Origin of the sequence: Rhizobium sp. BK619, assembly GCF_014195245.1 — a bacterium.
Lineage (GTDB): Bacteria > Pseudomonadota > Alphaproteobacteria > Rhizobiales > Rhizobiaceae > Rhizobium > Rhizobium acidisoli.
Window position 1 is genome coordinate 1 of the sequence record NZ_JACIBH010000002.1, and the last position, 25,851, is coordinate 25,851.

Annotated in this window: 27 protein-coding genes; 18 read left to right on the forward strand and 9 right to left on the reverse strand. The window is 61.5% G+C overall.

What is annotated here, in order from left to right:
- Positions 1 to 433 precede the first annotated feature (433 nt).
- From hrpB to FHX14_RS03455, 3 genes are all read left to right on the forward strand, one after another.
- Positions 434 to 2,899, forward strand: a complete 2,466-nt coding sequence (gene hrpB, locus FHX14_RS03445) for an ATP-dependent helicase HrpB (protein WP_184376284.1) — start codon at positions 434 to 436, stop codon at positions 2,897 to 2,899.
- A 23-nt stretch (positions 2,900 to 2,922) separates the two neighbouring features.
- A complete protein-coding gene (locus tag FHX14_RS03450; protein WP_184376286.1) occupies positions 2,923 to 4,233 on the forward strand; it encodes an ActS/PrrB/RegB family redox-sensitive histidine kinase in 1,311 nt (436 codons plus the stop codon).
- A gap of 68 nt (positions 4,234 to 4,301) precedes the next feature.
- The gene (locus FHX14_RS03455; RefSeq protein ID WP_184376288.1) at positions 4,302 to 4,880 is read left to right on the forward strand and encodes an ActR/PrrA/RegA family redox response regulator transcription factor; all 579 of its coding nucleotides are present in this window, start codon (positions 4,302 to 4,304) and stop codon (positions 4,878 to 4,880) included.
- A 12-nt stretch (positions 4,881 to 4,892) separates the two neighbouring features.
- Here the strand turns inward: FHX14_RS03455 and FHX14_RS03460 are convergent, their stop codons facing one another.
- Positions 4,893 to 5,387: an MmcB family DNA repair protein gene (locus FHX14_RS03460; RefSeq protein ID WP_003589465.1), complete on the reverse strand. Its 495-nt coding sequence runs from the start codon at positions 5,385 to 5,387 to the stop codon at positions 4,893 to 4,895.
- A 180-nt stretch (positions 5,388 to 5,567) separates the two neighbouring features.
- On the opposite strand from FHX14_RS03460, the gene FHX14_RS03465 reads away from it, so the two are divergent.
- Entirely contained in the window at positions 5,568 to 6,251 is a 684-nt protein-coding gene (locus FHX14_RS03465; protein ID WP_097625135.1) for a L,D-transpeptidase, read from the forward strand.
- A 77-nt stretch (positions 6,252 to 6,328) separates the two neighbouring features.
- Here the strand turns inward: FHX14_RS03465 and FHX14_RS03470 are convergent, their stop codons facing one another.
- From FHX14_RS03470 to hslV, 5 genes are all read right to left on the reverse strand, one after another.
- Positions 6,329 to 8,500 carry a malate synthase G gene (locus FHX14_RS03470; protein ID WP_184376290.1) on the reverse strand — a complete coding sequence of 724 codons (2,172 nt, stop codon included), beginning with the start codon at positions 8,498 to 8,500 and terminating at the stop codon, positions 6,329 to 6,331.
- A 91-nt stretch (positions 8,501 to 8,591) separates the two neighbouring features.
- Positions 8,592 to 9,998, reverse strand: a complete 1,407-nt coding sequence (locus FHX14_RS03475; RefSeq protein ID WP_184376292.1) for a cytochrome P450 — start codon at positions 9,996 to 9,998, stop codon at positions 8,592 to 8,594.
- Between the two features lie 48 nt (positions 9,999 to 10,046).
- Positions 10,047 to 10,994, reverse strand: coding sequence for a DUF1402 family protein (locus FHX14_RS03480; protein ID WP_183692348.1), 948 nt, complete (start codon positions 10,992 to 10,994; stop codon positions 10,047 to 10,049).
- Positions 10,995 to 11,183: 189 nt separating this feature from the next.
- Entirely contained in the window at positions 11,184 to 12,491 is a 1,308-nt protein-coding gene (gene hslU / locus FHX14_RS03485) for an ATP-dependent protease ATPase subunit HslU (protein ID WP_097625131.1), read from the reverse strand.
- A gap of 91 nt (positions 12,492 to 12,582) precedes the next feature.
- Positions 12,583 to 13,110: an ATP-dependent protease subunit HslV gene (gene hslV, locus FHX14_RS03490; RefSeq protein ID WP_049732693.1), complete on the reverse strand. Its 528-nt coding sequence runs from the start codon at positions 13,108 to 13,110 to the stop codon at positions 12,583 to 12,585.
- 176 nt (positions 13,111 to 13,286) lie between these two features.
- Here hslV and hisB point away from each other — a divergent pair, with 176 nt between their 5' ends.
- The 9 genes from hisB to coaA are packed head-to-tail and all read left to right on the forward strand — an operon-like array spanning position 13,287 to position 18,719.
- Complete coding sequence (gene hisB, locus FHX14_RS03495; RefSeq protein ID WP_003589473.1) at positions 13,287 to 13,895, forward strand: imidazoleglycerol-phosphate dehydratase HisB; 609 nt, start codon at positions 13,287 to 13,289, stop codon at positions 13,893 to 13,895.
- 22 nt (positions 13,896 to 13,917) lie between these two features.
- Positions 13,918 to 14,403 carry a DUF2628 domain-containing protein gene (locus tag FHX14_RS03500; protein ID WP_184376294.1) on the forward strand — a complete coding sequence of 162 codons (486 nt, stop codon included), beginning with the start codon at positions 13,918 to 13,920 and terminating at the stop codon, positions 14,401 to 14,403.
- 2 nt (positions 14,404 to 14,405) lie between these two features.
- Complete coding sequence (hisH, locus tag FHX14_RS03505; protein ID WP_184376296.1) at positions 14,406 to 15,056, forward strand: imidazole glycerol phosphate synthase subunit HisH; 651 nt, start codon at positions 14,406 to 14,408, stop codon at positions 15,054 to 15,056.
- A 52-nt stretch (positions 15,057 to 15,108) separates the two neighbouring features.
- Positions 15,109 to 15,291, forward strand: coding sequence for a hypothetical protein (locus FHX14_RS03510; RefSeq protein ID WP_012559419.1), 183 nt, complete (start codon positions 15,109 to 15,111; stop codon positions 15,289 to 15,291).
- On the forward strand, positions 15,288 to 15,845 hold the full coding sequence (locus FHX14_RS03515; protein WP_184376297.1) for a hypothetical protein: 558 nt from the start codon (positions 15,288 to 15,290) through the stop codon (positions 15,843 to 15,845). Before FHX14_RS03510 ends, FHX14_RS03515 begins: the two co-directional genes overlap by 4 nt.
- A gap of 6 nt (positions 15,846 to 15,851) precedes the next feature.
- On the forward strand, positions 15,852 to 16,598 hold the full coding sequence (hisA, locus tag FHX14_RS03520; protein ID WP_003589479.1) for a 1-(5-phosphoribosyl)-5-[(5-phosphoribosylamino)methylideneamino]imidazole-4-carboxamide isomerase: 747 nt from the start codon (positions 15,852 to 15,854) through the stop codon (positions 16,596 to 16,598).
- The gene (hisF, locus tag FHX14_RS03525) at positions 16,598 to 17,386 is read left to right on the forward strand and encodes an imidazole glycerol phosphate synthase subunit HisF (RefSeq protein ID WP_054185463.1); all 789 of its coding nucleotides are present in this window, start codon (positions 16,598 to 16,600) and stop codon (positions 17,384 to 17,386) included. Before hisA ends, hisF begins: the two co-directional genes overlap by 1 nt.
- A gap of 17 nt (positions 17,387 to 17,403) precedes the next feature.
- Entirely contained in the window at positions 17,404 to 17,727 is a 324-nt protein-coding gene (locus FHX14_RS03530) for a phosphoribosyl-ATP diphosphatase (protein ID WP_184376299.1), read from the forward strand.
- Positions 17,724 to 18,719, forward strand: coding sequence for a type I pantothenate kinase (gene coaA / locus FHX14_RS03535; protein ID WP_003589484.1), 996 nt, complete (start codon positions 17,724 to 17,726; stop codon positions 18,717 to 18,719). The genes FHX14_RS03530 and coaA overlap by 4 nt, the downstream gene beginning before the upstream one ends.
- A 20-nt stretch (positions 18,720 to 18,739) precedes the next feature.
- On the opposite strand, the gene FHX14_RS03540 is transcribed toward coaA, so the two are convergent.
- The 3 genes from FHX14_RS03540 to FHX14_RS03550 all read right to left on the reverse strand — a co-directional run bounded on the left by FHX14_RS03540 (position 18,740) and on the right by FHX14_RS03550 (position 21,528).
- The gene (locus tag FHX14_RS03540) at positions 18,740 to 19,357 is read right to left on the reverse strand and encodes an alpha-ketoglutarate-dependent dioxygenase AlkB (RefSeq protein ID WP_184376537.1); all 618 of its coding nucleotides are present in this window, start codon (positions 19,355 to 19,357) and stop codon (positions 18,740 to 18,742) included.
- A 1-nt stretch (position 19,358) separates the two neighbouring features.
- A complete protein-coding gene (gene arfB, locus FHX14_RS03545; RefSeq protein WP_184376301.1) occupies positions 19,359 to 19,799 on the reverse strand; it encodes an alternative ribosome rescue aminoacyl-tRNA hydrolase ArfB in 441 nt (146 codons plus the stop codon).
- 118 nt (positions 19,800 to 19,917) lie between these two features.
- Entirely contained in the window at positions 19,918 to 21,528 is a 1,611-nt protein-coding gene (locus tag FHX14_RS03550; protein ID WP_184376303.1) for a phosphoenolpyruvate carboxykinase, read from the reverse strand.
- Between the two features lie 337 nt (positions 21,529 to 21,865).
- Between FHX14_RS03550 and FHX14_RS03555 the strand changes: the two genes are divergently transcribed.
- The 5 genes from FHX14_RS03555 (at position 21,866) to FHX14_RS03575 (ending at position 25,753) form a co-directional block, all read left to right on the forward strand.
- Positions 21,866 to 22,600 (forward strand): response regulator transcription factor, encoded by a 735-nt coding sequence (locus FHX14_RS03555; protein WP_003589490.1) that lies wholly within the window; start codon positions 21,866 to 21,868, stop codon positions 22,598 to 22,600.
- Between the two features lie 79 nt (positions 22,601 to 22,679).
- A complete protein-coding gene (locus FHX14_RS03560; RefSeq protein ID WP_003589491.1) occupies positions 22,680 to 24,470 on the forward strand; it encodes a sensor histidine kinase in 1,791 nt (596 codons plus the stop codon).
- Positions 24,467 to 24,916 carry a serine/threonine protein kinase gene (locus tag FHX14_RS03565; RefSeq protein ID WP_184376305.1) on the forward strand — a complete coding sequence of 150 codons (450 nt, stop codon included), beginning with the start codon at positions 24,467 to 24,469 and terminating at the stop codon, positions 24,914 to 24,916. Before FHX14_RS03560 ends, FHX14_RS03565 begins: the two co-directional genes overlap by 4 nt.
- A gap of 150 nt (positions 24,917 to 25,066) precedes the next feature.
- Complete coding sequence (locus FHX14_RS03570; protein WP_003544139.1) at positions 25,067 to 25,468, forward strand: PTS sugar transporter subunit IIA; 402 nt, start codon at positions 25,067 to 25,069, stop codon at positions 25,466 to 25,468.
- Positions 25,469 to 25,477: 9 nt separating this feature from the next.
- Positions 25,478 to 25,753 (forward strand): HPr family phosphocarrier protein, encoded by a 276-nt coding sequence (locus FHX14_RS03575; RefSeq protein ID WP_012559412.1) that lies wholly within the window; start codon positions 25,478 to 25,480, stop codon positions 25,751 to 25,753.
- The last annotated feature ends 98 nt before the right edge of the window (positions 25,754 to 25,851 follow it).

Here is a 25,851-nt window from a genome sequence, read left to right on the forward strand (position 1 = left end):
ATCCGCCAATCCGCTTGAGTTTCTTAAGAACGAAAGACTTCGTCGCCAGCAGCGCCGCCGCCCTCGTTCAGTGAGTGGGCTTATAGAACTAACCCCTTTTCCAAGTCAACACACCAAACCAAAGTTTTTTGACAATTTTGTAACAGGTTGAAAATGAAGGGCTTTTAGCGCTCATCTCTCAAAACAAAGAAATCCACCGCCCAATCGAGCGGTTTTTGAGATTCGTTTTCGCCAAATCCCCAGAGAAAGGCTTCGGCGAGGGAGCAAGGCTTATATGGGAAGCCCGAAGCGGAATTCCAGGTGCTTGCCTATAGCGCGCCTCACTCGCTAGTCTCGGAGGAAAGACCGATCCGGCGGAGTGAGGGATGCTTGTTCTCGACGAAGAACAGCTGGCCGGCGCCATCCTTGCCTATAAGACGATGACAGGACGAAAGTGACAATCAGTGCATCATTGCCGGAGCTTCCGGTTTCACATGTCCTGCCGGCCGTCGGCGCCGCCCTGGCTGAGCAGAAACGCGCCGTTCTTTCGGCCCCACCCGGCGCCGGCAAGACGACGCTGGTGCCGCTTTACCTGCTCGACCAGGCCTGGCGCGGCGGCGGCAAGATCATTCTGCTCGAGCCGCGGCGGCTGGCAGCGCGGGCGGCGGCAAACCGAATGGCATCATTGCTCGGTGAACAGGTTGGCGGCACGGTCGGCTACCGCATGCGCCTCGACAACAGGATATCGGCGGCGACGCGGGTCGAGGTGGTGACCGAAGGGGTTTTTGCCCGGATGATTCTCGACGATCCGGAACTCGCCGGGGTCTCGGTCGTAATCTTCGACGAATTCCACGAGCGTTCGCTGGATGCCGATTTCGGGCTGGCGCTGGCGCTCGACGTCCAATCGGCGCTGCGCGAGGATTTGCGTATCCTCGTCATGTCGGCGACCCTCGACGTCGAGCGTGTGGCGGCCCTGCTCTCCCATCCGCCTGTCATCGAAAGCCTGGGGCGCAGCTTTCCGATCGATACGCGTTACCAGGATCGGCCGGGCGGCGAGCGTATCGAGGATGCGGTCACGCGGGCGATACTTGACGCCTATGCCGATGAAACCGGCTCGATCCTCGCTTTCCTGCCCGGACAGGCGGAAATTACCCGAACCGCGGAACGGCTGCAGGGACGATTCGGAAGCGAAACAGTGATTGCGCCGCTCTATGGCAATCTTGGCCAGAAGGAGCAGGACGCGGCGATCCGACCGGTGCCCAAAGGAATGCGTAAGATCGTGCTGGCGACGTCGATTGCCGAAACCTCGATCACCATCGACGGCGTCAGGATCGTGATCGACAGCGGGCTGCAGCGTCTGCCGGTATTCGAGGCATCGACCGGGATCACGAGGCTGGAAACGGTGCGCGTGTCGCGGGCGTCGGCCGATCAGCGGGCGGGCCGTGCCGGCCGAACGGAACCGGGCATCGCCGTCAGGCTGTGGCACCAGGGACAGACGGCGGCCCTGCCGGCCTTCACACCGCCGCAGATCCTTTCCAGCGATCTTTCCGGGCTGGTGCTCGATCTCGCCCATTGGGGCGTTCAGGATCCTGGATCGCTTGCCTTTGTCGACCAGCCGCCGGAGACGACGCTCAGGGAAGCGCGCGTGCTGCTCGGCCAGCTCGGTGCGCTCGACAAGGATGGAGCGCTGACGGCGCGCGGCAAGGTCATGCGCGATCTCGCTTTGCCGCCGCGGCTTGCCGCCATGGTCGTTTCAGCGGGCGAATCGGGGCATGCGCGGGAGGCGGCATTGATCGCCGTGCTTCTGACCGAACAGGGACTGGGCGGGACGAACATCGATATCGAGGAGCGGCTGCGACGCTTCAAAGCCGAGCGCGGCGAAAGAGCGGAGGCTTCGCGGCGGCTGGCAGGACGGCTGGCGAGCGGCCTCGACAGAGTGACCTCCACGGCGCCGGCGCTTGCGGGCCAGCTGCTGCTGCATGCGTTCCCGGATCGAATCGCCCTTCAGCGCGGCGGCCGCGGCCGGTTCGTCATGGCGAACGGGCGCGGCGCGGAACTGCCGGAAACCGAGAGGCTGGCCGGCAGCCAGATGCTTGTCATCGCCGATCTCACCGGGCGGGCGGCGCAGGCGCGGGTTCTGGCGGCGGCCGAGGTCACACGCGGCGACATCGAAGCCGAGCTGCCCGGTGAGATCAAAACCGGCGATCAGATCTTTTTCGACCGGCAAAGCCGGCAGATACGGGCGCGGCGGGCAACCCGGCTGGGCGCGATCGTCTTCGAAGAGACGCCCTTGCCGCGACCTTCCGGAGCCGCGGTCACCCAGGCGCTGGTGGAGGGGGTGCGCGAGCTCGGGCTCGATCACCTCGCCTTCTCGAAGGACGCCGTGCAACTTCGCGAGCGGATCGGATTTCTTCACCGGACGATCGGCGATCCCTGGCCCGATGTCAGCGACGATGCCCTGCTTTCCCGGCTGGACGACTGGTTCGGCCCGTTTCAGACGGAGGCCCGCGGCCTTTCCGAGATCTCCGCAGCCGGGCTTTCGAACGGGCTGATGTCCCTGGTGCCGCACGCGTTGCAGCGCGACCTTAGCCGACTTGCGCCGACCCATTTCGAAGCGCCGACCGGTCACAGGCATCCGATCCAATATGAGGGCGAGGAGCCGGTGCTGACGATCCGCGTGCAGGAGCTGTTCGGGCTGAAGCAGCACCCGGCGATAGCCGGAGGCCGCCTGCCGCTGCTGCTCGAACTGACCTCACCGGCGCATCGGCCGATCCAGACGACCCGCGACCTGCCGGGCTTCTGGGCCGGCTCATGGAAGGATGTGCGCGCCGATATGCGCGGCCGTTATCCCAGGCATCCCTGGCCGGAGCGGCCGGAAGAGGCGTTGCCGACGACACGGGCAAAACCGCGTGGTACATGAGGGCCATTTGAGGAGCCCTCGGCATGATTGACAAGACGGAAAGCCATACGCTGGAAGACCGGCACAGCAGCCGCAGGCTGCGGCTGCAGACGCTGGTGCGGCTGCGTTGGCTTGCGGTCTGCGGACAGGCGCTGACGGTGTTCATCGTGGCCTTCTGGCTGAAATTTCCCTTGCCGCTGATCGCCAGCTCTTCGCTGATCGCCGCGCTTGCCTGGGTGAATTTCTACCTGACGATCCGCTATCCGCCGACACATCGGCTGGGACCGCCGGCCGCCTTTGCACTGCTCGGCTTCGATCTTCTGCAGCTCTGCGCGCTACTCTTCATCACCGGCGGCCTAGCCAATCCTTTCGCAGCCCTCGTCTGCGTGCCGGTCATCATCTCCTTTGCCTCGCAGCCGATCCGTTACAGCACGGCGCTGATCGGCTTTGCGATGGTCTGCATCACGGTGCTTGCCTTTTCGCCCTTTCCGCTACCGTGGTTCGACGGCGTCGAGATCAATGTCCACAACGTCATGCAGTTCGGCGTCTGGTGTTCGATCGCCTCGACGATGGCGTTTGCCGCCTTCTATGCCTACCGGGTGTCGATGGAAGCGAGCCAGCTCGCCGATGCGCTGGCGGCGACCGAACTGGTGCTGCAGCGGGAAAAGCATCTTTCCCAGCTCGACGGACTGGCGGCCGCCGCTGCCCATGAACTCGGCACGCCGCTTGCGACAATCAGCGTCGTCGCCAAGGAAATGGAGCGGGAGCTCAAGGACGACGATCGTTTCCGCGAGGACGTGATGCTGCTGCGCAGCCAAAGCGAGCGCTGCCGTGACATCCTGCGGCGGCTGACGACGCTTTCCTCCGAAGGCGAAGCGCATATGCGACGGCTGCCGCTTTCCTCGATGATCGAAGAGATCGTCGCGCCCCACCGGGAATTCGGCATTGCGCTGGAGCTGATCGAAAAGAGCCCGCGCAAGGACGAGCCGGTGACCGACCGCAACGCCGGCATCATGTACGGGCTCGGCAATCTGATCGAAAACGCCGTCGATTATGCCCGGGAGAAAGTGAGGATCACTGTCGAGCATGATCACGATAAAGTGCTGATCATCATCGAGGACGACGGCAACGGTTACGCCCCCGATATTCTGACACGGATCGGCGAGCCTTACATGACCAAACGGCAGAAAGAGGATACGGCGGGCGGCCTTGGGCTCGGGCTTTTCATCGCCAAGACGCTGCTGGAGCGCTCGGGCGCATCGCTGATTTTCGAGAATCGCGACCCGGAAAGTGCGGGCGCGCGGATCCGGATCGAATGGCCGCGCATGCTGATCGACGCAAATTCGACAAAGTGACTTTGTCGGCATAAGTAGGATATAAGCGGTTGACGCAGATCGGGCGTTCGAGCGCCAGGGCCAAGACGATGACAGAACATAATCACGAAAATTTCGCCACTGGGGATGAAGACCATATCGGTCCCGACGCCAGTCTGCTGATCGTCGACGACGACGGGCCGTTCCTGCGCCGGCTGGCCCGGGCGATGGAGACACGCGGTTTCCAGGTGGAAACGGCCGAATCAGTGGCGGAAGGCGTTGCGAAATCGAAGGCCAGGCCGCCGAAATATGCGGTGGTCGACCTTCGGCTCGGCGACGGCAATGGGCTCGATGTCATCGAAGCGATCCGCCAGCGGCGCGACGACACCAGGATCATCGTGCTGACCGGCTACGGCAATATCGCAACCGCGGTGACCGCCGTAAAACTCGGCGCCGTCGATTACCTGGCAAAGCCCGCGGATGCCGACGACGTCTTTTCGGCGCTGACGCAGCGGCCGGGCGAAAAGGCCGAGCTTCCCGAGAACCCGATGTCGGCCGACCGGGTGCGCTGGGAACATATCCAGCGGGTCTATGAAATGTGCGAGCGCAACGTGTCGGAAACGGCGCGCCGGCTCAATATGCACCGGCGCACGCTGCAGCGCATCCTCGCCAAACGCGCGCCGAAATAGCCAAGACATCCGTCAAACGTCATCGACGGTGAAGGGCTTTCCGTTCGCCCATTCGGCCATCATCAGCCTTTGGGCGGCGGCGCGCGAGAAATTGAGCGTGACGGATTTTCGCGTGGCCGGGGCCAAACGGTGTTCCGGCGCTTCGCGAATCATGTGGGCGCCATAACCGTCCGAGAGGAAAAGCCCGCACTCCTCGGGAAAGATGTCGAGCGGCACACCTTCGTGAGTCGCAAAGAACAGCCGGTCGCAGTGCAGCCGGTATTCCGGCCATTTGCGATCTACTCTGAAATCCTCGATCGACGTCTTGATTTCGATGATCCAGACCTCGCCCTTTTCCGAAACGGTGATCAAATCAGCACGGCGGCCGCTGGCCAGCGGCAGTTCGGGCAGCACGGCATGGCGCATTTCATGCAGCAAAATCTGCGTTCCGCGCCGCACCATCATGGCTCTGTCCGATTGCCGGCCATCGATTAACGGATTGTTATTGTAAACGCTCAAAATCGTCATGGATAACCACAGTAGGGGCTGGCGTGTTGTTGCAAAAAAACCATGCGCTTCTAATTTGCGCCGCAGACGGATTTGTCGCGCTGCAGTAGCCTTGCAAAGCGCAAGTTAATCGAAAATAAACCATAATCAACGATGGTCGAAAGACTGTTCTCCCTTGCCCTAAAACTTCAAGAGTCATCTATGCGCATCCGCAATGCATTCCCGGTATTTGGCCTGCTGACAACGCTCGCACTGGCCGGTTGCTCCTCGACATCAGACAGCGCATCCGTCGACGACAAGGGCGCAGGCCCGACCGTACAGACAGCCCAGATCTTCAACGACGCCTATGGCGTGACGAAGGATGCCGGATACTCTCTGCCGGCGATCCCGATCGACCGGGTCAAGCCGCAGTTCCGCCGCCAGGTCGTCAGCTACCAGACCACCGAGCGCCCGGGTACGATCATCGTCAACACGCGCGAGCGCTTCCTCTATTACATCCTCGCCAACGGCAAGGCGATGCGTTACGGCATCGGCGTCGGCAAGCAGGGCTTCGCATGGGCCGGCACCGCCTACGTCGCCTGGAAGCAGGAATGGCCGACCTGGCACCCGCCGAAGGAAATGGCCGTTCGCCGCCCTGACGTCGCCAAATATGTCGAGGACGGCATGGGGCCGGGCCTCAGCAATCCGCTCGGTGCGCGCGCCATGTATCTCTTCAACGAAGATGGCAAGGACACGCTGTTCCGCCTGCACGGCACGCCGGAATGGGCCTCGATCGGCACCGCCGCTTCCTCGGGCTGCATTCGCCTGATGAACCAGGACGTGATCGATCTTTATAGCCGCGTCCGTCCCGGCAAGGGCACGTCCAAGGTCGTCGTCATCCAGTAAAGTAGATAGCGAATTCGGTATAAAAAAGGCCGCCGGACTGTCGTCTCGGCGGCCTTTTCATATTCAAAACGATGCTCTCAACCGGCCTGCTTCGCCTTTAACTCGAGGCGGCGGCGATGAAGCACCGGCTCGGTATAGCCGTTCGGCTGTTCCCTGCCCTTCAGCACGAGGTCGAGGGCGGCCTGGAAGGCGATCGAGCTGTCGAAATTACCGGCCATCGGCTGGTAGAGAGGATCCGCCTCGTTCTGCCGGTCGACGACGGCGGCCATGCGCTTCATGGTTTCGACGATCTGAGCCTCGGTGACGACCTGGTGATGCAGCCAGTTCGCCATGTGCTGGGCCGAGATGCGCAATGTGGCGCGATCCTCCATCAGGCCGACATTGTTGATATCGGGCACCTTCGAGCAGCCGACGCCCTGATCGACCCAGCGTACGACGTAGCCGAGGATGCCCTGGGCATTGTTATCAAGCTCGCGCTGGATTTCCTCCGGCGTCCAGTTCGGCCGTACCGCGACCGGCACGGAGAGAATGTCGGAGAGCTTGGCGCGGGCGCGGTCCTTCAGCCCCTGCTGAACCCTGGCGACATTGACCCGGTGATAATGGGTGGCGTGCAGGGTCGCGGCGGTCGGCGACGGGACCCAGGCGGTGTTGGCGCCGGCCTTCGGATGGGCGATCTTCTGCTCCAGCATCGCCGCCATCAGATCCGGCATTGCCCACATGCCCTTGCCGATCTGGGCGTGGCCGGCGAGGCCGCATTCCAGGCCGATGTCGACGTTCCAGTTCTCATAGGCCGATATCCAGGCTGCCTGGCGCATGTCGCCCTTGCGAATCATCGGGCCGGCCTCCATCGAGGTGTGGATCTCGTCGCCGGTGCGGTCGAGGAAGCCGGTATTGATGAAGACGACCCGCTCGCGGGCAGCACGGATGCATTCCTTGAGATTGACCGTCGTGCGGCGCTCCTCATCCATGATGCCCATCTTGATGGTGTTGCGCGCCATGCCAAGCGCATCTTCGACCCGCGAAAAGATCTCGACGGCGAAGGCCACCTCTTCCGGTCCATGCATCTTCGGCTTGACCACATACATGGAACCGGTGCGGGAATTCTTCCTCCGGCCGGCCGGGCCGATATCGTAAAGCGCGATCAGGCCGGTGATGACGGCATCCATGATGCCCTCCGGCACTTCGGCACCGTCGCGGTCGAGGATCGCCGGGTTGGTCATCAGGTGGCCGACATTGCGCACCAGCATCAGGGAACGGCGATGCAGTTCGAAGGCAGCGCCATCAGGACCGGTATAGTCCAGATCCGGGTTGAGCTTGCGGACGAAGCTCGTTCCGCCCTTTACAACCTCTTCCTGCAGGTCGCCCTTCATCAGGCCGAGCCAGTTGCTGTAGACGACAGTCTTGTCCTCGGCATCGACGGCGGCAATCGAATCCTCGCAGTCCATGATGGTGGTGATCGCCGATTCCAGCCAGACATCGGAAATATGGGCCGGATCGGTCTTGCCGATCGCCGTTGTCGCATCGATGACGATCTCGATATGGATGCCGTTGTTCTTCAGGAGAAGATGCGTCGGGGCGGCAGCATCGCCGCGATAGCCGGCAAAATGCCTGCCATCGACAAGCATGACCTGCTCGCCATCGACCGATCTGATGACAAGCATCCCATCCTTGACGGCGAAGTTGCCGACATTCTTCCAGCTGCTGTCTTGCAAAGGCACCGACATATCGAGGAAATCGCGTACCCAGGCGATGACCTTCTCGCCGCGCTTCGGATTGTACCCTTTGCCCCTTTCCGCGCCGTCGCTCTCCGGAATGGCGTCCGTGCCATAGAGCGCATCATAAAGCGAGCCCCAGCGGGCGTTGGCGGCGTTGAGTGCATAACGGGCATTCATGACGGGAACGACGAGCTGCGGGCCGGCGATCGAGGCGATCTCGGGGTCGACATTTTGGGTCGAAACCTGGAAGTCCGATCCTTCCGGCAGGAGATAACCGATCCCGCGCAGGAAGGATTGGTAGTCGTCCATATCCGCAGGCGCGCCGTGCTGGCGATACCAGTCGTCGATCTTGACCTGCAGCTCGTCGCGTCTTGCCAGCAGGGCGCGATTCCTCGGGGCGAGATCGTGGACGATCGCCGAAAAGTCGGCAAAGAACTTGTCCACATCGATCGCCAGACCCGGCAGAACCTCCTGGACGAGGAAATCATGAAGGACGGCTTCGATGGCAAGACCGTTCTTATCAATGCGGCTCATGCGACATACTCCCTGGCAACGACTTTGATTGCTGCCACTTTGCCCGGCTTTCATTCACAGTCAATTCCGCAATAATTCGAAAGATTTATGCTTATCGGGAAATTATGCGCGGTGTTACCCGCATCGGCAGGCCGTTCTGCGGCTGCGTCGTCAGCTTCTGCACCGGCCAGGGATTGGTCTCATCGGTGGAATCGAAGCGATAGCGATGCATCAGCACGGCAAGCGCGATCACCGCCTCCTGAAGCGCAAAGGTTGCGCCGATGCAGACGCGCGGGCCGGCGCCGAAAGGCAGGAACTGGAAGCGGCCGATAGAGCCGCGATTTTCCGGCAGGAAGCGCTCGGGCATGTAGGCGCGCGGCCTGTCCCAATAAAGTTCATGGCGATGCAGCGTCCAGGGCATGATGAGCACCGTGATCCCGGCCTCGAGCTCGACCCGCTCGCCCTTGGGGCTTGTCCAGGAATCATCCGAGATGGCGGCGCGATTGATCGATGGCGCCGGCGGATAGAGGCGTAAGGTCTCTTCGAAGGCGGCGCGCGTCTGCGGCATCATATCCAGCCATTCCACCGGTTCGGCCCCGGTGGCGAGCACCGCATCGATTTCTGTTTCCATCGCATCGCGGATATGCGGGCTGTTCGAGACGCAATAGAGCGTCCAAGCCAATGCCCGTGCCGTGGTCTCATGCCCCGCGCCGATAAAGGTCAGAATATTGTCTTCGATTTCTTCCTTCGTCAGCCCGTCGGGGCCGGCCTGTTCCAGCAGCAGGGTGAGGAAATCTTCGGGGGCCGTGGCGCGATCGGCCTTCATCTTTGCGGTTCGCATATCCATCGTGTCGCGCACGATGGCACGGAATTTCTCCAGCACTTTCTGACCGCCGATGCGTGTCACACGTGGAACCCAGGAGGGAGCGCGCATCAGATCCATCGGGTCGACGCGGCCCATACGATGCAGGAGAGCATTGACGTCATCGGCGAAATGGCCGCTCGAGGTGACGATTTCACCCGAAAATAACGTGTCGGCGAGAATCGCGAAGGTCAGCTCCGTCATGTCCGTGCTGATATCGAAAATTGCCCCCGTCTCGCCCGCGCTCTGATATTTGCCGGCATAGTCTTCCGACTGGCGCAGCATCTGCCCGGCGAATCCTTGGGCATGGCGGGGCGTGAAAACAGGCGCCACCGCCTTGCGTGATCTTTTCCAGACGGAGCCTTCTGCCGTCAGCAGGCCGTCCCGCAAGATCGGGCGCAGCACCAGCTGGCGTATATCGGACATGCGGTAATTGCCAGCATTGTCGACCAGCACATGCTTGATCAAGCCGGGATCGTTGACGATCAGCGTGTGCTGACCGAAGAAGCTCGTCTTGATCCAGGGCAGCGTATAGGACGGCTCACCCCAGAGTTCGAGCGGATTGCGCAGGATGGTGCGGATGATTTCCAGCCGGCTCGGCGGCACGGTGCGCGGCAATGGTGCCGGCGGAACGAAGGGTTCAGGACGCATGTCCATCGGAAAAGCCTTTTGGGGAAGATCAACGCTTCCCGTCAGGCTCTGAAGCTAGAGCAGGCCCTTCAGTTCGTCCAGCTTGTCGTTGATCAGCCAGCCGTAATAATTCTCCTCCGGCCAGACGGTCGCACCCGAAGAGCGGTTCTTCGCAGCGAGTGCGGCGGCGCGCTGACGCGAGTTGCCGACATTATAAAGCGTTGCCGTCAGGCCGGGATTGCCGGAGATATCCATGCCGGCAATCTCCTTGTAATCGTCGATCGACCGGCGGATCGAGGCGGCGACGAAGGCGAGCGAGACATCGGGATCCATGATTGACTTGTAGACGGCGCCGGCATTCTTCTCGTTCAATTTCGGATAACCGGAGACGCGGGCCACGAGATCGGAGAGCATCAGCGCCGTCAGCGGATTGACCTGGCCGAGGCCGAAGGTTTGTCCGGCGTAGAAGGGCTGAAAGAAGACCGCGCTGAAGCGGTTGTTGGGGAAGCTCTTGCCACCCACGGTCTTGCCTCGGAAATCACTTTCCCAGACATCCTCGCGGCAGGACCACAGCGTGTAGGAATCACTCTTGCCTTTGCATTCGGCAAATTGCGGCCGCGCCACGAATTCATCGACGTTTTCGCCGTCATAGGCGAAGCGGAAGCTTTCTCCGGCGTAGGAAGCAGCCTTGACATAGTAGGATTGCAGCCGGTCGTAAGCGTCGACATTATAGGTGTGTTCGCCGACGATTGCGCCGACGACATGGATGGGATTGATGCCGTAAGCGCTGGAGACCTTGCGGATCTTGCCCATCAGCTCGTGATCGGTCGCCAGCAGCTCGTGAACCTTTTCATATTTCAGATCGAAGCTGCTCTTGGTTCCCTTGGTACGCCTGACGGAAGCGCCCGGTATATCAGGCTGCTCGGCATGACGATTGCCGGCCGGCACCGTCTGCATGGCGAAGGCAGGCGCCGAATTCACCAGGGCAGCGGCAATCAAAAGGCTTGTCAAAAGGCGTCGCACGATCCGCTATCCCGTCCCGTTCCATCGTCCTGTTTGCGATGCGGCTGACTGGACCAGAATCTTGGCCGAATAAAGCCGGAGCGGAAAACAAAACGGGCCTTCACTAAAAAGTAAAAGGCCCGCTGTCGAGAGAGAGTTCGTGACAATCCGGCATTCACATCGGGAAAGACATGGACCGGTGCGTCGATATCACAGAATGAAGCGCGAGAGATCGGTATTCTGCGCGAGATCGCCGACATGTTCACGTACATAGGCGGCATCGATGGTCACGGCCGTCCCGCCGCGATCGGGGGCGTTATAGGAAATGTCGTCCAGGACCCGCTCCATTACCGTCTGCAGCCTGCGGGCGCCGATATTCTCGACGGAGGAGTTCAGATGGACGGCGACATCGGCGAGCGCATCGATCGCGTCGTCGGTGAATTCGAGGTTCAGGCTTTCGGTCTCCATCAGCGCGCGGTACTGGCGGATGAGGCTTGCTTCCGTCTCGGTCAGGATCCGGCGGAAATCCTCCTTGTTCAGCGGGCGCAATTCGACGCGGATCGGCAATCGGCCCTGCAGCTCCGGCAGAAGATCGGAGGGTTTGGAGACATGGAAGGCGCCTGAGGCGATGAAGAGGATATGATCCGTCTTCACCGGCCCGTATTTGGTCGAAACCGTCGTGCCTTCGACGAGCGGCAGAAGGTCGCGCTGCACGCCTTCGCGCGAAACGCCGGCGCCCATGCCGCCGTCGCGGGCGGCGATCTTGTCGATTTCGTCGAGGAAGACGATCCCGTCATTCTCGGTGGAGCGAACGGCCTCGCGCTGGATCACCTCATTGTCGATCAGCTTGTCGGATTCATCGCGGATCAGGTCGGTATAGGAGGCCTTGACCGTCGTGCGGACCTTCTTGGTGCGTCCGCCCATCGCCTTGCCGAACATTTCCGACAGATTGAGCACGCCGATATTGGCGCCCGGCATGCCGGGTATCTCGAAGCCGCCCATGCCGGAACCGGCATCGGCCACCTCAATATCGATTTCCTTGTCGTCGAGCTCACCGTCCCGCAGCTTCTTGCGGAAGTTTTCACGGGTGGCGGGTGATGCGGTGGTGCCGACCAGCGCATCGAGAACACGCTCCTCGGCGCTGACATGCGCCTTGGCCTGAACCTCGGTCCGCTTCTTCTCACGCACGAGACCGATGCCGACTTCGACCAGATCGCGGATGATCTGCTCGACATCGCGGCCGACATATCCGACTTCGGTGAATTTGGTGGCCTCAACCTTGATGAAGGGCGCGCCGGCGAGTTTTGCCAGACGGCGGGAGATCTCGGTCTTGCCGACACCGGTGGGGCCGATCATCAGGATGTTCTTCGGCATGACTTCGTCGCGCAGGCTGGGGTCGAGCTGCTGCCGGCGCCAGCGGTTGCGCAGCGCGATCGCGACGGCGCGTTTGGCATCATGCTGGCCGATAATGTAGCGATCGAGTTCGGAAACGATCTCGCGGGGGGAAAAGGTCGTCATTGCGTGTCATTCTCCTGGCGGTCCAGGGCCATCAGCGCCCGGCCGCAATTCGTCTTTGTTCGCCGCGGCAGCGGCCGGAAGGCACTGAGATTCAGCCTTCGACATCCAGCGTTTCCACCACGATATTGTGGTTGGTGTAGACGCAGATGTCGGCGGCGATTTCGAGGGCGCGGCGTGCGATCTCTTCGGCCGATTTATCGGTATCCATCAGCGCGCGGGCGGCGGCGAAGGCAAAATTGCCGCCCGAACCGATCGCCGTCGTGCCATGCTCGGGCTCCAGGACGTCGCCATTGCCGGTGATGGCCAGCGTGATCGACTTGTCGGCGACGAGCATCATGGCTTCGAGATTACGCAGGTATTTGTCGGTGCGCCAGTCCTTGGCGAGCTCGACGGCGGCGCGCATCAGCTGACCGGGATATTGCTCCAGCTTCTTCTCAAGCCTTTCGAGCAGGGTGAAGGCATCGGCGGTGGCGCCGGCGAAACCGGCGATCACTTCGCCCTTGCCGATGCGGCGCACCTTGCGGGCATTGCCCTTCATGACGGTCTGGCCGAGGCTCACCTGGCCGTCGCCAGCCATTACGACCTTGCCGCCTTTTCGAACTGTAATGATCGTTGTCATCAAACACCTGTCTGCCCACGACGCGGGCTACTATGCTGGGCCGCACACCGGCCCTGTTGAGCCCTATGTAAGCAGGCCGGCGCCGTTTGCAAATGGGCGGGCTTTTCTCTTGCCCGGCTTCTGGATATTTGCCGATCCGCCTGATAAGGAACGGCCTTATTCCGATGGAGGGCCATATGGCCGAGACCGCAGCAAGCCGCACGGGCAGCGTTTCCCGCAAGACCAACGAAACCTCGATTTCCGTCTCCGTCAATCTCGACGGCACCGGCAAATCGAAGATTTCGACCGGCGTCGGCTTCTTCGATCATATGCTCGACCAGCTTTCGCGGCATTCCCTGATCGACATGGAGATCGAATCCCAGGGCGACCTGCACATCGACGACCACCACACGGTCGAGGATACGGGCATCGCCATCGGCCAGGCGATCTCCAAGGCGCTCGGCGACCGGCGCGGCATCACGCGGTATGCCTCGATCGATCTTGCCATGGACGAGACGATGACCAAGGCCGCGGTCGATCTTTCCGGCCGGCCGTTCCTCGTCTGGAACGTCGCCTTCAGCGCGCCGAAGATCGGCACGTTCGATACCGAACTCGTTCGCGAATTCTTCCAGGCGCTCGCCCAGAATGCCGGCATCACCTTGCATATTCTCAACCATTATGGCGCCAACAACCACCATATTGCCGAGACATGCTTCAAGGCCGTTGCCCGCGCATTGCGCACGGCGACAGAGATCGATCCGAGACAGACCGGCCGTGTCCCTTCGACGAAGGGCACGCTCGTCTGAGCCCCTCAAGGGAGCGGCGACAATGACATCCAGCTATATTTTCCTGACGCCGCCCGGCGGCACGAGCGCCACGGTCGAAGAGACTCGGACCATCCGTGACGGCTTCACGCTGCTCGGCTTTCTGTTTCCATGCGTTTGGCTGCTCGCACATCGGCTGTGGCCGCATGCGGCCGCAGCCTTTCTGCTGCAGGCCATTGGCGGTGCGCTGATGGAGGAGCGGGGTCTCGGGCTGGCGGGAGCGGCCCTCATGCTGGGCGTGAATGTGCTGGTCGGCCTCGAGGGCCAGAATTTCCGCATCCGCAGCCTCGCCGCCAAGGGCTGGACCGAAGATGGGCTCGTTGCAGCCGATACGATCGGCATTGCCGAGGACGTCTATTTCTCGGACAAGGCGGCTGTTGCCGACAGCAACAAGGACACCACACCGGACTGGGAGAACAAGACCCGTCCGAACAATCCGCCTGGCCAGGCCACCTCGCTTGGTCTCTTTGGTTTTGATGGAGGACGCTGACGATGCGCGTCGCGATTATCGATTATGGTTCCGGCAATCTGCGCTCGGCGACCAAGGCTTTCGAACGGGCCGCCCGTGAAGCGGGCATCGATGCGCATATCGATCTCACCGACAAGGCCGAAAATGTTGCCGCCGCCGATCGCATCGTGCTTCCCGGCGTCGGCGCCTATGCCGATTGCCGGCGCGGTCTTGATGCCGTGCCCGATATGGCCGAGGTGCTGATCGAAGCTGTCGAGAAGAAGGCCCGGCCGTTCCTCGGAATCTGCGTCGGCATGCAGCTGATGTCCTCGCGCGGGCTCGAGAAGACCGTGACGCACGGTTTTAACTGGATCCCCGGCGATGTTGTCGAGATGACGCCGGACGATCCCGCGCTGAAGATCCCGCAGATCGGCTGGAACACGCTCGACCTGCAGCGCGAACATCCGTTGTTCGACGGCATTCCGACGGGGTCCGAGGGGCTGCATGCCTATTTCGTGCATTCCTATCATCTTGCCGCCGAGAACGCCGGCGATGTCATCGCGACCGTCGACTATGGCGGTGCGATGACGGCTCTGGTCGGGCGCGACAACATGGTCGGCGCCCAGTTTCACCCGGAGAAGAGCCAGAAGCTCGGCCTGGCGCTGATTGCCAATTTCCTGCGCTGGAACCCGTAATACCGCCGCCTTATTTCCCCTTTATGGAAACGGCGGAACAGGAGTGCGCTCGATGCCGGCTTCGCGGAAATCAGGCAAGGTGTTCTATATGCTGAGTCCCTCTAGAGAAGGTCTGCCGCCCTTCTCGGATATCCGGCTTCCCGACGGAACAATCATCCGCCGTGTCGATGAGGCCATTCACAAGAGAGCGCTTTCCAATGCAGCCAAGGCGTTGAAAGAAAGGCTGGACCGATGATCCACGAATTTCTTGCCGGCAACGAGAATTCGCAGCTGCGCGGCAACGGCATCAACGCTGACGATATCGCCGAGGCCGTGCTGGAATTTTATATCGAAGGCGAGGACGATCTGATCGGCCTGCTGGCCTATGCCCTTTACGAGCGGCAGAAGCGCGATTTCGTCCTCAGCTACCGCAAGCGCAATGTCGGCCGTTCTCCCAACGAGGCCGAGCTTGCCGCGGTCGCCGGCAACTACCTCTCCACCGATCTGCGCAATACGCTGCGCGACCGCGCCTCGCAGATCCTTTCGAGTTATGCCGAAACCTATGTGGAGGCGATGGAGCCGGAAATCCGCCTCGCCGCCGTCAACAGCCAGGCGCTGCGAGAGGTGCGCGACATCGAGAAATCGATGAAGCGGCGTCTCGGCTTCTGGCGCCAGGTTCGGGCCGGCTTCACCGTCACCCTGCTCCTTCTTCTGCTTTTCGGCGCGGCCACCATTGCCGCTGTCTTTTTTCACTCGGATATCGTAGATGCGTGGAATGCGCTGATGGTACCGACCACTCTACGGACGTAAGACGACATGATCCTTTTTCCCGCGATCGATCTGAAGGGCGGCCAATGCGTCCGCCTGAAGCTCGGCGACATGCAACAGGCGACGGTCTACAACACCGATCCGGCCGCCCAGGCGAAATCCTTCGAAGACCAGGGTTTCGAATGGCTGCATGTGGTCGATCTCGACGGTGCCTTTGCGGGACATTCGGCCAATGGCGATGCCGTGGAAGCGATCCTCAAGGCAACGAAAAATCCGGTGCAGCTCGGCGGCGGCATTCGTACGCTCGATCATATCGAAGCATGGCTGTCGCGCGGGCTGCGGCGCGTCATTCTCGGCACCGTCGCGGTCAGAAATCCTGATCTGGTCATCGAAGCCTGCCGGAAGTTTCCTGGTCACGTCGCCGTCGGCATCGATGCCAAGGGCGGCAAGGTGGCCGTCGAGGGCTGGGCTGAAGCTTCCGAGCTCGGTGTCATCGAGCTCGCCCGGAAATTCGAAGGCGCCGGCGTTGCCGCGATCATCTACACCGATATCGACCGCGACGGCATCCTTGCCGGCATCAACTGGGCCTCGACGCTGGAACTTGCCGAGGCCGTTTCCATTCCGGTCATCGCTTCCGGCGGCCTTGCCTCTCTCGATGACGTCAGGCGCATGCTGGAGCCGGATGCGCAGAAGCTCGAAGGGGCAATTTCAGGCCGCGCGCTTTACGACGGCCGCATCGACCCCGCGGAAGCACTGGCGCTGATCAAGGCCAGCAGGGCAAAGGAGACTGCGTAATGACCCTCAAGGCCCGTGTCATCCCCTGCCTCGACGTCAAGGACGGCCGCGTCGTCAAGGGCGTCAACTTTCTCAATCTCGTCGATGCCGGCGATCCCGTCGAGGCGGCGAAGGCCTATGATGCGGCCGGCGCCGACGAACTCTGCTTCCTCGACATCACCGCTTCCTCGGACAATCGCGAGACGATCTTCGATGTCGTGTCGCGCACGGCCGACCAATGCTTCATGCCGCTGACGGTCGGCGGCGGGGTGCGCACCATCGCCGATATCCGCAAGCTCCTGCTGTGCGGCGCCGACAAGGTCTCGATCAATTCGGCGGCGGTCAGCAATCCCGACTTCGTCACTGAGGCGGCCGACAAGTTCGGCGACCAGTGCATCGTCGTCTCGATCGACGCCAAGCGCAGACGCACGCAGGCGGTCGGCGGCGACAATCTCAGCGCCTGGGAAATCTATACGCATGGCGGCCGCAATGCGACCGGCATCGACGCCGTCGAATTCGCCCAGAAGATGGTGGAACGCGGCGCCGGCGAGCTGCTGGTGACCTCGATGGACCGCGACGGCACCAAGGTCGGCTACGACCTGGAGCTGACGCGGGCGATTGCCGATGCGGTGCGTGTGCCCGTCATCGCCTCAGGCGGCGTCGGCCACCTCGACGATCTCGTCGCCGGAGTGAAAGAGGGCCATGCCAATGCCGTTCTCGCTGCGTCGATCTTCCATTTCGGCACCTATTCCGTCGGAGAAGCGAAGCACTATATGTCGAAGTGCGGCATCGACATGCGTCTCGACTGAACCTTGAAAGCGGACATATGAGCGGATTTTCCCTTTCCGATCTCGAAAGCATCGTCGCAGAGCGCTCGACAGCTTCGCCGGAGAAATCCTGGACAGCCAAGCTCGTCGCCGCCGGCCAGCCGAAAGCGGCAAAGAAGCTCGGTGAAGAGGCGATCGAAGCGGTGATGGCGGCGGTGACCGGTGACCGCGACAATCTGACTTATGAAGCCGCCGATGTGCTCTATCACCTATTGGTCGTATTGAAGATTGCTGAAATACCGTTAGAGAATGTCATGGCCGAGCTCGAGCGCAGAACCGCGCAGTCCGGCCTCAAGGAAAAGGCCGGCCGGCAGAGTTCATGAGTATCGCGACTGAGATTATCGGGGTGCCGGAAACGTTGGATCACTTCCAGTCGGACTCCTATTCGCCCTACCACTTCTTCTCTTCCGAACAATGGGCGAAGTTCCGCGCCGACACGCCGCTGACGCTGACCAGCGACGAGGTCAAGCGGCTGCGTTCGATGGGCGACCCGATCGATCTCGACGAGGTCAGGCGCATCTATCTGTCGCTGTCGCGGCTGCTTTCGGCGCATGTCGAATCCTCGCAGATGCTGTTCGAACAGCGAAACCGCTTCCTCAGCCTCTCCGATGTGACCAAGACGCCTTTCGTCATCGGCATCGCCGGCTCGGTCGCCGTCGGAAAATCGACCACGGCCCGCGTTCTCAAGGAACTGCTGGGGCGCTGGCCTTCCAGCCCGAAGGTCGATCTCGTCACCACCGACGGCTTCCTTCATCCGAATGCCGTGCTGCAGCGGGAAAAGCTGATGCAGCGCAAGGGTTTTCCGGAGAGTTACGACACGGCCGCGATCCTGCGCTTTCTCTCGGCGATCAAGGCCGGGCAGCCGGATGTCAAGGCGCCCAGCTATTCGCACCTCGTCTATGACGTGCTGCCGGACGAATACAAGATCGTCGACCGGCCGGACATACTAATCTTCGAGGGCATCAACGTGCTGCAATCGCGCGACCTGCCGGCCGGCGGCAAGATCGTGCCGATGGTCTCCGACTTCTTCGACTTCTCGATCTATATCGATGCCGCCGAAGACCTGATTCACAACTGGTACGTCGCACGTTTTATGCGGCTGCGCGAAACCGCCTTCCGCGATCCGAATTCCTATTTCCATCGCTACGCTTCGATCAGCGACGCGGAAGCGCTCGAAATCGCCGGGGATCTCTGGGCGAACATCAACCTGAAAAACCTGCGACAGAACATCCTGCCGACGCGCCCGCGTGCCGATCTCATCCTCAAAAAGGGCAAGGACCATCTGATCGAGCAGGTCGCGCTGCGGAAACTATAGCAGGCGATCCTTGCTGGCCATCAGCCTGGAGGATTGACGCGGCGCAGCGTCAGATTGATGCGGCCACCATTCTTCAAGAGCGTCGACGTCGCCGGATGAATGCGGTCGACGCCGTGGAAACACAGTCTCCCCTCGCCGCCCAGCACGACCAGATCGCCGCTCGAAAGCTTGAAGGATAGCGTGCGATCATTGCGGCTGAGGCCACCGACGCGGAAGAGGCAGCTATTGCCGAGCGAGATCGAGACGACCGGCGCCTGCAAATCTTTCTCGTCCTTGTCCTGATGCAGGCCCATGCGGGCTTCATCGGAGTAGAAATTGATCAAGCAGGCTTCCGGCGGCTTGTCGTAGCCGGCAACGTCATTCCAGATTTCGAGCAATTCCTGCGGCAGATCGGGCCAGCGCCTGCCGGTTGCCGGATGCGTCGGCTGGTAGCGATAGCCGCGCTCCTTGTCGGTCACCCAGCCGAGTGGCCCGCAATTGGTCATCCGCACCGACATCGGCTTGCCGGTCCCGGGCATGACGGGCACATAAAGCGGCGCCTCGGCGACAATCGTGCGGATCACCTCGACCAGGGCCTCCTGACGCGCCCGGTCGAGATAGCCGGGGAGATGGCGAATGCCGCTCAAGAGCTCCGGCATGTCATTCACTGCCGCCACCAGGGCGGCCCCGCATCTTCTTGACTTCCGAGCGGCCGGATTTTTCCTTCAGGCGGCGCTCCACCGAACCTTTGGTCGGCTTGGTCTTCTTGCGCGGCGGCGGCGGCGGCTTGGCAGCCTCCAATATCAATTCCTTCAACCGCTCGCGCGCATCCTCGCGGTTGCGGTCCTGGCTGCGAAACCGGCTCGCCTCGATCATCAGCACGCCGTCCTTCGACATGCGCCGGCCGGCGAGCTTGACCGCATTGGTTTTGACACGGTCATTCAGCGACGGTGAATTCGGAATGTTGAAAAACAGCTGGACCGCGGTCGAGACCTTGTTGACATTCTGCCCGCCGGGGCCGCCCGCCAGAACGAACTGTTCCGTCAGCTCCCATCCGGCGATGGTGATCCTGTCGTTGATATAGAGTGCTTCGCTGGCCATGCGCCGTTCTATCTCACATCGGCAGCCCGTTGAAAATATCGGCCGTCAATCGAAAAACCCGGCAATCCTGCGATGCCGGGTTTCACGTGAGTCAAAGAATTTTTTAGGCGGGCTTAGCTTATTCGGCCGCAACCTTCACGCCCGGGGCTGCGTCGCGGACGCCGCCATCGACGTGACCTTCGAATTTCGCGAAGTTGGCGATGAACATTGAGACCAGCTTTTCGGCCTGTGCGTCATAGGCTGCCTTGTCGGCCCAGGTCGAGCGCGGGTCGAGAATGCTGCTGTCGACGCCGTTGACGGAGACCGGCACGGCGAAGCCGAAATTGGTATCCGCACGGAATTCGACCTGGCCGAGTTCGCCGGTCAGGGCGGCGGCGAGCAACGCGCGCGTCGCCTTGATCGGCATGCGCTTGCCGGTGCCGTAGGCGCCGCCGGTCCAGCCGGTATTCACCAGCCAGCATTCGACGCCGTGGCGGCTGATCAGTTCCTTGAGCAGATTGCCGTATTCAGCCGGATGCCGCGGCATGAAAGGCGCGCCGAAGCAGGTGGAGAAAGTTGCTTCCGGCTCGACCACACCCTTTTCGGTGCCGGCCACCTTGGCGGTGTAGCCGGAGAGGAAGTGATACATCGCCTGATCGGGCGTCAAACGGGCGATCGGCGGCATGACGCCGAAGGCATCGGCGGTCAGCATGATGATCGTCTTCGGATGCCCGGCCCGGCCGGTTTCCGAAGCGTTCGGGATGAAATCCATCGGATAGGCGCAGCGGGTGTTCTCGGTCAGCGAGCCGTCATCGAAATTCGGCTCGCGACGCTCGTTCAGCACGACGTTTTCGAGCACGGTGCCGAAGCGCTGGGTCGTCGCATAGATTTCCGGCTCGGCTTCGGCCGACAGGCGGATGGTCTTGGCGTAGCAGCCGCCTTCGAAGTTGAAGATGCCGTTTTCGCTCCAGCCGTGTTCGTCATCGCCGATCAGCGTGCGGGCCGGGTCGGCCGACAGCGTCGTCTTGCCGGTGCCGGAAAGGCCGAAGAATACTGCGGCATCACCATTCGGGCCGACATTGGCCGAGCAGTGCATCGGCATCACGCCCTTGGCGGGCAGCAGGTAATTGAGGACGGTGAAGACCGACTTTTTCATTTCACCGGCATAGGAGGTGCCGCCGATGAGGACGAGACCATTGGTCAGGTCGCAGGCGATCACCGTTTCCGAACGGCAGCCGTGGCGGGCCGGATCGGCCTTGAAGCTCGGCAGATCGATGATCGTCAGCTTCGGTGCAAAGCTCGGCAGCGCTGCGGCGTCCGGGCGAATCAGCAGATTGCGGATGAACAGCGAATGCCAGGCAAATTCGGTGACGACACGGGTCGGCAGAGCATGGCCTTCCTCGGCACCGCCAATGAGATCCTGAACGAACAGGTCCTTGCCCGCGGCATGCGCCAGCATATCCGCGCGCAGCAGCGCGAAATGTTCCGGCGAAAGCGGCTTATTGTTGTCCCACCAGATTTCGCCATCGGTATTGCTGTCGCGTACGACGAACTTGTCACGCGGCGAACGGCCGGTGTGCTGGCCGGTGATAGCCCGCAGCGCACCCTGAGCGGTCAGTTCGGCTTCGCCCCGGCGGATCGATTCTTCATAGAGCGCGGCGGCGGAAAAGTTGTAGCGAACGCTGGTTGCGCCGCCCAATCCAACCGTTGCCAGCTCTGTTGCCGGGTTATGAACTCCGAACATTTCCATGGCTAGTTCCCTTCGCTCAGGCTCGTTGCCGTTAAAACTAATCGCGAAAATACGGGGAGAAATTTTAAAACACAAGAGATAAAACTCGAAAAAATATAGTAATATCAATTATTTAATCGATTTAAATTTAACGCCATAATTTTAAATCGTTTTAGATGGGCGCGTTGAAACATTTTACCGCACCACTCAGGATTGCCTTCGAATTAGACGACAATCTTTCCCTTTATCTTTGCCACAATTTGTTCCACCTTTATCCTCCATAAGCGCATCCGGTCACTGAGACCGCCTGGGGAAAGCAAATCCGGGAGATTGCGCACTGATGACGGAGACGAACACCATGCCGACAATCGCGCTCGTTGATGACGACCGCAACATCCTCACCTCGGTGTCGATCGCACTGGAGGCCGAAGGATATAAGGTCGAGACCTATACGGACGGTGCTTCGGCCCTCGACGGCCTTCTGGCGCGCCCGCCGCAGCTGGCGATCTTCGACATCAAGATGCCGCGCATGGACGGCATGGAATTGCTGCGCCGCCTGCGGCAGAAGTCGGATATTCCCGTCATCTTCCTCACCTCCAAGGATGAGGAGATCGATGAGCTGTTCGGCCTGAAGATGGGCGCCGACGATTTCATCACCAAGCCTTTTTCGCAGCGCCTGCTGGTCGAGCGTGTCCGCGCCGTGCTGCGCCGCGCCTCGAGCCGTGAAGCCGCCGCCGCCGGCGCCAGCCCTGTCGGCGCGCCGAAGAACGGCGCTGTGCAGCAGGCCCGCTCGCTGGAACGCGGGCAGCTGGTCATGGATCAGGAACGCCATACCTGCACCTGGAAGGGTGAGGCCGTGACGCTGACGGTCACCGAATTCCTGATCCTGCATTCGCTGGCGCAGCGCCCCGGCGTCGTCAAAAGCCGCGACGCGCTGATGGACGCAGCCTATGACGAACAGGTCTATGTCGACGACCGGACCATCGACAGCCACATCAAGCGGCTGCGCAAGAAATTCAAGATGGTCGACACCGACTTTGATATGATTGAAACACTCTACGGAGTGGGATACCGCTTCCGCGAAGCAGCCTGAGCCCAAACGGCGCAGCGCGAGACATTGTTGAGGGCTGCGGGCCGGTTTATCCGGCCCCGCCCTTCGAAAGGGCCAGTCGTTGGCACAGTTGGTGCAGGAAAGGGATCTCGACGATGCGGAGGGCGTGAGCACCCGTCGCGTCCGAGGCCGCCGTTGGTCGCATCCCTTCACGCTGATCCGCCGCATCTTCGGCAATGCCGTCTTTTCGAGCCTGACGCGGCGCATCGTCTTCTTCAATCTCGTCGCACTGCTGGTGCTCGTCGGCGGTATCCTCTACCTCAACCAGTTTCGCGAGGGACTGATCGACGCCCGCGCCGAGAGCCTTTTGACGCAAGGCGAGATCATCGCCGGCGCCATTTCGGCGTCCGCGTCGGTCGATACCAACTCGATCACCATCGATCCGCAGAAGCTGCTCGAGCTGCAGGCCGGCCAGAGCATCACCCCGGTACCGAACGATGAAGACCTCGAATTCCCGATCGATCCCGAGAAGGTCGCGCCGGTGCTGCGCCGGCTGATCTCTCCGACGCGCACGCGCGCCCGCATCTTCGACGCCGATGCCAATCTGCTGCTGGATTCCCGCCACCTTTATTCGCGCGGCCAGGTGTTGCGCTTCGACCTGCCGCCGGTCGAGGAGGAGAAGCAGACCTGGAGCGAATGGTTCGCCACCCTGTTCAACAAGGCGCTGCAGCCCGGCAACCTGCCGCTCTACAAGGAAGCGCCGGGCGGCGACGGCTCGATCTATCCCGAGGTGATGAACGCGCTCACCGGCGTGCGCGGCGCCGTCGTGCGCACGACCGAAAAAGGCGAGCTCATCGTTTCGGTCGCCGTGCCGATCCAGCGTTTCCGCGCCGTACTCGGGGTGCTGTTGCTGTCGACGCAGGCAGGCGACATCGACAATATCGTGCATGCCGAGCGGCTTGCGATCATGCGCGTCTTCGGCGTCGCGACGCTCGTCAACGTATTGCTTTCGCTGGTGCTCTCGTCGACGATCGCCAATCCGCTGCGCCGCCTTTCGGCCGCCGCCATCCGGGTGCGCCGCGGGGCCAAGACACGTGAGCAGATTCCTGACTTTTCCGCCCGCCAGGATGAAATCGGCAATCTTTCCATTGCATTGCGCGAAATGACGACGGCGCTCTACGACCGCATCGATGCGATCGAGAGTTTCGCCGCCGACGTCAGCCACGAACTCAAGAATCCGCTGACGTCGCTGCGCAGCGCTGTCGAAACGCTGCCGCTTGCCCGATCCGACGATTCCAAGAAGCGGCTGATGGACGTCATCCAGCACGATGTCCGCCGCCTCGACCGGCTGATCAGCGATATCTCCGACGCCTCGCGCCTCGATGCCGAGCTTGCTCGTGTCGATGCCGGTTCCGTCGACATGGAGGTGCTGTTGCGCGACCTCATCGAGGTTTCGCGCCAGGTCAGGAGCACCAAGAAGCAGGTGGAGATCGAATATGCGATCGACCGCAAGCCGAACGTCAAGACCCGCTTCGTCGTTACCGGCCACGACCTGCGCATCGGCCAGATCATCGCCAACCTAATCGAGAACGCCCGCTCCTTCGTGCCGGAAAAGGGTGGCAAGATTACCGTGCGGCTGGTGCGGACAAGGTCGCGCTGCGTCACCACGATCGAAGACAACGGCCCCGGCATCCAGGCGGAAAATATCGACCGCATCTTCGAGCGCTTCTATACCGACCGGCCGGAATCGGAAGGCTTCGGCCAGAATTCCGGCCTCGGCCTGTCGATCAGCCGCCAGATCGCCGAGGCCCATGGCGGCTCGCTGAGAGCGGAGAACATCACCGACGCTGAAGGCGGACAGGTACTCGGTGCCCGCTTTATCCTCGCTTTACCAGTCGATGCCGCCGCATGACCGCGGTCCGGAACATCCATGCGACGGCGATCGTCGTTGGCAGAACGGGCCTCCTGTTCAGTGGCCCCTCCGGCTGGGGAAAATCGATGCTCGCCTTCACCTGCATGACCGAGGCGCGCCGGCTCGGGCTGTTTACGGCACTGGTCGCCGACGACCAGGTTCTTCTCTCCGAAGAGACCGGCACCGTGGTGGCCACATGCCCGCCGTCGATCGCCGGGCTGATCGAACTTCGCGGCACCGGCATCGTCCGGCAGGAGCATGTGCCCCAGGCGGCGATGCATTATGCCGTGCTTCCGGGCAGTGCGTCCGGGGAAAACCGCGTGCCGCCGGAAGGTGAAATCGTCAGCCTCGCGCCCGGTCTTTCGCTTCCCGCATTGCGGCTGCTCACAGGCGTCACTTCGCCGCTGGCAATGCTGATGGCGAAAGCGCCCGATATCGGACATTGAAGCCTTCCGGATTGATCAATCTGCCTTATATATTCGCATTTTTATCTTGCACTTCGGCTTTTCATGGCCAAGATGTGCCCCCACCGGTGGACGTAATTGCTGCATTGCGATATTGGGGCCACCGTTGGCGTATATGGGAGCAGTAATATCATGATCGGACTTGTGCTTGTCACTCATGGCAAGCTGGCTGAAGAGTTTCGTCATGCTGTCGAGCACGTCGTCGGTCCTCAGAAATTTATCGAGACGGTCTGCATTGGCCCCGAAGACGACATGGATCAAAGACGGCAGGACATTCTGGAAGCCGTATCCGGTGCCGATGACGGCCATGGCGTCGTCATTCTGACCGACATGTTCGGCGGAACGCCGTCCAACCTCGCCATTTCAGTCATGAGCAGCGGCCATACCGAAGTCATTGCCGGCGTCAACCTGCCGATGCTGATTAAGCTCGCCGGCGTGCGTGGCGAGAACAACATGGAGAAGGCGCTGGTGGAGGCTTCCGAAGCCGGGCGGAAATATATCAATGTCGCGAGCCGCGTGCTCAGCGGAAAATAACGGCCCTTCATGACATCGCTCTCCCGGGAACTCCTCATCATCAACAAGCGCGGCCTTCACGCACGCGCCTCCGCCAAATTCGTGCAGATGGTCGAGACTTTCGATGCCGCCATCACCGTTTCCAAGGACGGAATGACAGTCGGCGGCACCTCCATCATGGGCTTGATGATGCTGGCGGCAAGCCCCGGATCGAGCGTCGTCGTCTCGGCAAGCGGCAGCCAGGCCGCCGAAGCGCTCGAGGCCCTGGACCAGCTGATCCAGAACCGGTTCGGCGAAGAGATGTGAGCTGTCTGAGCTCATATAAACATATAAAGACTTCTTTATATCCTTATTGCCTTCCCACCCGAAGCCTGCTAAACGGCGGATATGCCGTGCGCTAAAGC

What these genes read in the sequence shown, in the direction of transcription:
- hisB (WP_003589473.1), top strand. Translation starts at nt 13,287, where the DNA reads ATGGCCGAGACCGCAGCAAGCCGCACGGGCAGCGTTTCCCGCAAGACC.
- FHX14_RS03460 (WP_003589465.1), bottom strand. Translation starts at nt 5,387, where the DNA reads ATGACGATTTTGAGCGTTTACAATAACAATCCGTTAATCGATGGCCGG.
- FHX14_RS03550 (WP_184376303.1), bottom strand. Translation starts at nt 21,528, where the DNA reads ATGGAAATGTTCGGAGTTCATAACCCGGCAACAGAGCTGGCAACGGTT.
- hisF (WP_054185463.1), top strand. Translation starts at nt 16,598, where the DNA reads ATGACCCTCAAGGCCCGTGTCATCCCCTGCCTCGACGTCAAGGACGGC.
- hisA (WP_003589479.1), top strand. Translation starts at nt 15,852, where the DNA reads ATGATCCTTTTTCCCGCGATCGATCTGAAGGGCGGCCAATGCGTCCGC.
- FHX14_RS03475 (WP_184376292.1), bottom strand. Translation starts at nt 9,998, where the DNA reads ATGGACATGCGTCCTGAACCCTTCGTTCCGCCGGCACCATTGCCGCGC.
- arfB (WP_184376301.1), bottom strand. Translation starts at nt 19,799, where the DNA reads ATGGCCAGCGAAGCACTCTATATCAACGACAGGATCACCATCGCCGGA.
- FHX14_RS03465 (WP_097625135.1), top strand. Translation starts at nt 5,568, where the DNA reads ATGCGCATCCGCAATGCATTCCCGGTATTTGGCCTGCTGACAACGCTC.
- FHX14_RS03510 (WP_012559419.1), top strand. Translation starts at nt 15,109, where the DNA reads ATGCCGGCTTCGCGGAAATCAGGCAAGGTGTTCTATATGCTGAGTCCC.
- hslU (WP_097625131.1), bottom strand. Translation starts at nt 12,491, where the DNA reads ATGACGACCTTTTCCCCCCGCGAGATCGTTTCCGAACTCGATCGCTAC.
- FHX14_RS03515 (WP_184376297.1), top strand. Translation starts at nt 15,288, where the DNA reads ATGATCCACGAATTTCTTGCCGGCAACGAGAATTCGCAGCTGCGCGGC.
- hslV (WP_049732693.1), bottom strand. Translation starts at nt 13,110, where the DNA reads ATGACAACGATCATTACAGTTCGAAAAGGCGGCAAGGTCGTAATGGCT.
- FHX14_RS03500 (WP_184376294.1), top strand. Translation starts at nt 13,918, where the DNA reads ATGACATCCAGCTATATTTTCCTGACGCCGCCCGGCGGCACGAGCGCC.
- FHX14_RS03540 (WP_184376537.1), bottom strand. Translation starts at nt 19,357, where the DNA reads ATGCCGGAGCTCTTGAGCGGCATTCGCCATCTCCCCGGCTATCTCGAC.
- FHX14_RS03570 (WP_003544139.1), top strand. Translation starts at nt 25,067, where the DNA reads ATGATCGGACTTGTGCTTGTCACTCATGGCAAGCTGGCTGAAGAGTTT.
- FHX14_RS03470 (WP_184376290.1), bottom strand. Translation starts at nt 8,500, where the DNA reads ATGAGCCGCATTGATAAGAACGGTCTTGCCATCGAAGCCGTCCTTCAT.
- FHX14_RS03450 (WP_184376286.1), top strand. Translation starts at nt 2,923, where the DNA reads ATGATTGACAAGACGGAAAGCCATACGCTGGAAGACCGGCACAGCAGC.
- FHX14_RS03555 (WP_003589490.1), top strand. Translation starts at nt 21,866, where the DNA reads ATGCCGACAATCGCGCTCGTTGATGACGACCGCAACATCCTCACCTCG.
- FHX14_RS03455 (WP_184376288.1), top strand. Translation starts at nt 4,302, where the DNA reads ATGACAGAACATAATCACGAAAATTTCGCCACTGGGGATGAAGACCAT.
- coaA (WP_003589484.1), top strand. Translation starts at nt 17,724, where the DNA reads ATGAGTATCGCGACTGAGATTATCGGGGTGCCGGAAACGTTGGATCAC.
- hisH (WP_184376296.1), top strand. Translation starts at nt 14,406, where the DNA reads ATGCGCGTCGCGATTATCGATTATGGTTCCGGCAATCTGCGCTCGGCG.
- FHX14_RS03575 (WP_012559412.1), top strand. Translation starts at nt 25,478, where the DNA reads ATGACATCGCTCTCCCGGGAACTCCTCATCATCAACAAGCGCGGCCTT.
- FHX14_RS03530 (WP_184376299.1), top strand. Translation starts at nt 17,404, where the DNA reads ATGAGCGGATTTTCCCTTTCCGATCTCGAAAGCATCGTCGCAGAGCGC.
- FHX14_RS03565 (WP_184376305.1), top strand. Translation starts at nt 24,467, where the DNA reads ATGACCGCGGTCCGGAACATCCATGCGACGGCGATCGTCGTTGGCAGA.